This is a genomic window from Massilia sp. YIM B02443, from assembly GCF_030411955.1.
Taxonomy (GTDB): domain Bacteria; phylum Pseudomonadota; class Gammaproteobacteria; order Burkholderiales; family Burkholderiaceae_D; genus Telluria.
In genome coordinates this window covers 1-5152 of sequence record NZ_JASNRA010000057.1, presented here as the reverse complement: position 1 = coordinate 5152, position 5152 = coordinate 1, and the positions used below count along the sequence as shown (strand labels likewise).

At 54.8% G+C, this 5152-nt stretch carries 6 protein-coding genes and 1 pseudogene; 6 read left to right on the top strand and 1 reads right to left on the bottom strand.

Going from position 1 to position 5152, the window contains the following annotated elements:
• Window positions 1-657, bottom strand: a 657-nt coding sequence (locus QPK27_RS25085) for an MFS transporter (protein ID WP_290420866.1), incomplete at its 3' end; no start/stop codon positions are given.
• Between the two features lie 274 nt (window positions 658-931).
• On the opposite strand from QPK27_RS25085, the pseudogene QPK27_RS25080 reads away from it, so the two are divergent.
• The 6 genes and pseudogenes from QPK27_RS25080 to arsH all read left to right on the top strand — a co-directional run.
• A pseudogene (locus tag QPK27_RS25080) lies at window positions 932-1105 on the top strand (helix-turn-helix domain-containing protein); the annotation flags it as partial.
• 201 nt (window positions 1106-1306) lie between these two features.
• A complete protein-coding gene (locus QPK27_RS25075) occupies window positions 1307-1807 on the top strand; it encodes an arsenate reductase ArsC (protein WP_229493505.1) in 501 nt (166 codons plus the stop codon).
• A 31-nt stretch (window positions 1808-1838) separates the two neighbouring features.
• The gene (locus QPK27_RS25070; RefSeq protein ID WP_290420865.1) at window positions 1839-2318 is read left to right on the top strand and encodes an arsenate reductase ArsC; all 480 of its coding nucleotides are present in this window, start codon (window positions 1839-1841) and stop codon (window positions 2316-2318) included.
• An 89-nt stretch (window positions 2319-2407) separates the two neighbouring features.
• A complete protein-coding gene (locus QPK27_RS25065) occupies window positions 2408-3688 on the top strand; it encodes an arsenic transporter (protein ID WP_290420864.1) in 1281 nt (426 codons plus the stop codon).
• Between the two features lie 9 nt (window positions 3689-3697).
• Window positions 3698-4123 carry an arsenate reductase (glutaredoxin) gene (arsC, locus tag QPK27_RS25060; protein WP_147934240.1) on the top strand — a complete coding sequence of 142 codons (426 nt, stop codon included), beginning with the start codon at window positions 3698-3700 and terminating at the stop codon, window positions 4121-4123.
• Entirely contained in the window at window positions 4101-4961 is an 861-nt protein-coding gene (arsH, locus tag QPK27_RS25055) for an arsenical resistance protein ArsH (RefSeq protein ID WP_290420863.1), read from the top strand. Before arsC ends, arsH begins: the two co-directional genes overlap by 23 nt.
• Window positions 4962-5152: the final 191 nt, after the last annotated feature.

Here is a 5152-nt window from a genome sequence, read left to right as displayed (position 1 = left end):
TTCTACTTCTGATCGCGCTCTTTTTGTGGGGGGATTACCGCGTATTGCTTCAAAAAGCGTATGTCCACGGTGTGCGTTCTGGCGCGAAATCTGCCTTACCTGCTCCTTACCGAGTAGCATGTGAAGTGGCAGGCAAATCACCAGGTGAAAGGCCCCGTAAAGCAGATAGGTATCGCGCCACCCGAGCGACGTATCAAGCACCTGAGTGAGCGGCCAGAACACCGTGCTCGCGAAGCCAGCAAACAGTGTGAGCATCGATATCGCTTTGCGACCTTGCAGGGCAAAACGACGATTAATTGTGGCAAAAGCCGCCTCATACAGCGTCAAGCTCATCGCCAAGCCAATGATCGTCCATGCAACGATATAAGTGGCAGGCGTCTTACTCATGCCAAGTGCGAACAAACCGATGGCGGAAACAACCGAGCCAATGCTCATGATTGAGCGGCCACCGTATCGGTCGAGCAACATGCCCACAGGTGTCGCGGCAACGCCAGCTGCGAGCAAGCTCCAGGAATAAGCCCCGAACACAAGCGCACTGCTCCACCCGGTCTCTCGCTCGATCTCGGGCGCGATGACGCTGAATCCGTAGAACATCGAGCCCCACGAGATAATTTGCGTGCATGCAAGGATGCCGATCATACGCCATTTCGCTGTCACGATTTCTCCATAGCTTTGCCTACACCGCAAGCTGCTGTCAGGTGTCAGAGCGTGTCTGTCACGACCAGCTTCATGTGCCCATTTTCTTACAACATCGCCAGTTTCAGGATGATCACGTGATCGACCAGTGCTCCGCTCTGCCGAGAGCCAGGCCGTTCCCAGCCTTCCGCCGCACATGCTGCATTTGCACAAAAATAGTTCAATATACGTTGAATCTTCCCCAAAAAACATGCAATAATTAAAAAGTTGTTGAACATTTGAAGGTTGCCTAGGCATGCAGAAAAAATCCGCACTCGGCGCGCTGGCTGCGCTCGCCCAAGAGAGCAGGCTCGACGTCTTTCGCCTGCTGGTTCAGGTCGGCCCAGAAGGTCTTGCCGCACGCAAGATCGCCGATCACCTCGGCATTACGCCTCCGGCGCTCTCGTTTCACTTGAAGGAACTCACGCACGCCTGTCTCGTCAGTCCTCGTCAGGCGGGTCGTTCAATTATCTACACGGCAAACCTGGACACGATGGGTGGCTTGGTTGAGTACCTCAGCGAAGATTGCTGCAAGGGCATTCCCTGCGGACCAGTAGGCGCCGCTCTTTGGACAAATAGCGCGGCTACCTCAGCTTCGCTCATGCAAGCAGTTAATCGACCTGGAGAAATCATGGAAGACAAGATCTACAACGTGCTGTTTCTGTGCACGGGCAATTCATCTCGCAGCATCATGGCAGAGGCACTGCTCAATACCATGGGCAAGGGGCGTTTTCGCGGGTACTCGGCTGGCAGTCACCCGACCGGCGCCGTCAACCCAATCGCTCTCGAGCAAATACGCGGTACCGGTTACGCCGTGACTCAAATGCGTAGCAAAAGCTGGGATGAGTTCAGCCAGGCCGACGCGCCGCATATGGATTTTGTCTTTACGGTGTGCGACAACGCGGCAGGAGAAGTTTGCCCAATCTGGCCTGGTCATCCCATCTCGGCACATTGGGGTTTCGAAGATCCCGCCGCTGTCACAGGTACTGATGAGCAAAAGCGAGCCGCATTTAACAAGGTGTACAGGCAGATCCTGACCAGGATGAATCTGTTCACGAGTCTGCCGCTCAATATGCTCGAGAAAAATGCAATCCAGGCGCAGGTCAGCGGCATTGGCTCTACACCAGTTTGACCCTTTTTTTTGACCCAACGACCATTCTCACATGAACATCCTATTTCTTTGCACTGGCAACTCATGCCGCTCGATCTTGAGCGAAGGCGTTTTCAACCATCTCGCACCGGCTGGCCTAAAGGCCATCAGCGCAGGCAGTCAGCCTGCCGGGCAGCTTCATCCGCGCGCAGTGGCGTTACTCTATAACAAGGGCATCTCGACAGAAGGCTATTACAGCAAGTCTTGGGATGATCTGCCGGTCACTCCTGATGTTGTCGTGACCGTGTGCAGCAATGCTGCTGGCGAAACCTGCCCGGCTTACTTGGGACAGGTGATCCGAACGCACTGGGGACTGGACGATCCCGGCCACGTGGTCGGAACAGAGGAAGAGATCGAGTCAGCGTTCGAGCACACCTACGACATCATTAATGCACGCATCAAGGCATTCTTGTCGCTTCCGCTGGAAGAGCTGAAAGATGACCGGGTTCGGTTCAAAGAAGAACTGGACCGCATTGGCACCATCGGCACCTGACCGATTAGTAACCGCAGGCCGGCTGTGGCAGTTTGCCCTGGCCTGCCGCGCAACCATCAACCCGACCATTACCTTTTCCGGGATCACCCGTGCTGATCGCATTCCTGATTTTTCTCGTTACTCTCATCTTTGTCATCTGGCAGCCTCGTGGTCTTGGAATCGGCTGGAGCGCATCGATTGGCGCCTTAGTTGCGCTTCTGGCGGGTGTCATTCACCTCGCCGACATCCCAGTAGTCTGGAATATTGTTTGGAATGCGACCGGCACCTTTGTAGCAGTCATCATCATCAGCCTGCTGCTCGACAAGGCCGGGTTCTTCGAATGGGCGGCCTTACATGTCGCGCGGTGGGGTGGCGGGAACGGCAAGCGACTGTTCGTGATGCTGGTCCTACTTGGGGCTGCCGTCGCAGCGCTCTTTGCCAATGATGGGGCAGCACTGATCATCACGCCAATCGTGATCGCCATGCTCCGTGCGCTGCGCTTTAATGCACGCTCGACGCTTGCGTTCGTAATGGCCGCGGGCTTCATCGCCGACACAGCCAGCTTGCCGCTTGTGGTTTCTAACCTGGTCAATATCGTCTCGGCCGATTATTTCGGCATCAGCTTCGCGCGATATGCGGCCGTGATGGTGCCAGTCAATGTGGTATCGGTCATCGCAACGTTGGCCGCTCTACTACTGTTCTTCCGACGAGATATTCCGGCCAACTACGACCTGGCGCAGTTGAAACGCCCACATGAGGCAATTCATGACCGGGCAACTTTTATTACTGGCTGGTGGGTCCTCGCACTGCTATTGATCGGTTTCTTCTGGCTTGAATCGATCGGCGTGCCGATCAGTGCAGTAGCTGCAGTAGGCGCAGTGATGCTGTTGGCAGTTGCAGCGCGCGGTCATCGCATCTCCACGCGCGAAGTGCTGCGCGAAGCGCCGTGGCAGGTCGTGGTGTTTTCGCTCGGTATGTACTTGGTCGTCTATGGGTTGCGTAACGCGGGTCTCACCGACTATCTCACGGCGTTGCTCGAGCGTTGCGCGAGTTACGGCGTGTGGGGCGCAGCCCTGGGTACGGGCTTCATTACAGCAGGCCTCTCCTCCATCATGAACAATATGCCTACCGTGCTGATCGGTGCACTGTCGATCGATGCTACGGCCACTGAAGGAGTCGTGCGAGAGGCAATGATCTATGCCAACGTCATCGGTAGCGACCTTGGCCCCAAGATCACGCCGATCGGAAGCCTAGCGACTCTGCTATGGCTACACGTGCTCGACAGTAAAAACATTCACATCTCCTGGGGCTACTACTTCCGTGTTGGCATCGTTCTTACGCTACCCGTGTTGCTGCTCACGTTAGCCGCTTTAGCGATACGCCTAGCATAAGGATCGATCATGAGTGTCATTATTTACCATAATCCTGCTTGCGAAACGTCGCGCAACACCCTTGGCCTGATCCGCAACGCCGGCATTGAGCCGACGTTGGTCGATTATTTGAGGGACCCTCCTGACCGCGCCACTCTTGGAAGATTGATTTCCAATGCTGGTCTAACCGTACGCGAAGCCATCCGCCAGAAAGGAACTCCATATCTCGAGCTCGAACTGGACAATCCGCAATTAAGCGACCACCAGTTGTTGGAAGCCATGCTGGCCCATCCCATCTTGATCAACCGTCCTTTCGTAGTTGCCGCTGCGGGCGTTAAGCTGTGCCGGCCGTCTGAACTGGTGCTCGACATTCTTGGCGAACCACAGCAAGGAGCGTTTACGAAAGAGGACGGTCAGCACGTAATAGACGTCAATGGACAAATTCATCATGAGTAAAATCGCAACCCTTCCCAATATTCAAGGCGACCATCTCGAGGTCCCAACCCTGCAAAAGCTCGCATCAGCTCCTGACATGGACCACCCGCCACGGTTCCTTTTGCTATATGGCTCACTGCGCGAACACTCATTTAGCCGTTTCTTGACCGAAGAAGCAGCTCGGATTCTGCGGCACTTCGGCGGAGATGTCAGGATTTTTGACCCTAGAGAACTTCCAATGGTCGGCAGCGTTACGGAAGATCATCCGAAGGTAGTCGAACTGCGCGAGCTCTGCCTTTGGTCGGAGGCACATGTTTGGTGCAGCCCTGAGCGGCACGGGACAGTATCGGCGGTGTTGAAGAACCAAATTGACTGGATTCCATTGGAACAAGGGGGCGTCCGCCCTAGCCAAGGCCGAACTTTGGCCGTCATGCAAGTGTGCGGCGGATCGCAGTCGTTCAACGTTGTGAACACCCTACGACTTCTCGGCCGTTGGATGCGAATGTTCACTATACCGAATCAATCCTCTGTGCCAATGGCGTACAAAGAATTCGATGAAGGCGGTCGTATGCGCCCGTCGGCATACTATGATCGCGTCGTCGACGTCATGGAAGAATTGTTCAAGATCACAATTTTGATGCGTGGACATACAGATTATCTGACGAANGCGTACAAAGAATTCGATGAAGGCGGTCGTATGCGCCCGTCGGCATACTATGATCGCGTCGTCGACGTCATGGAAGAATTGTTCAAGATCACAATTTTGATGCGTGGACATACAGATTATCTGACGAACCGGTACAGTGAACGGAACGAGCGAGCGATGAAGGCTATCGATCGTCAGATCGAGCGAATCTAGGGCTCTGAGCACTGGCAGCTCAAGATTCGCGTTAGGGCAACAGCCTATGTCGTTTCTGGCATCGACGATGCAATCCCTTGTATCTGGCCAATGCAAGCGCAATGTCGACTTGGCCTTCGTACTCGTCCGATACGGGGCTAATAATTTGCGGGGTACAGTTCGCGCTCGACCAACTCGATCATTATATGGAT

Coding starts and splice junctions, on each gene's coding strand:
- QPK27_RS25070 (WP_290420865.1), top strand. CDS start 1,839: ATGAACATCCTATTTCTTTGCACTGGCAACTCATGCCGCTCGATCTTG.
- QPK27_RS25075 (WP_229493505.1), top strand. CDS start 1,307: ATGGAAGACAAGATCTACAACGTGCTGTTTCTGTGCACGGGCAATTCA.
- arsC (WP_147934240.1), top strand. CDS start 3,698: ATGAGTGTCATTATTTACCATAATCCTGCTTGCGAAACGTCGCGCAAC.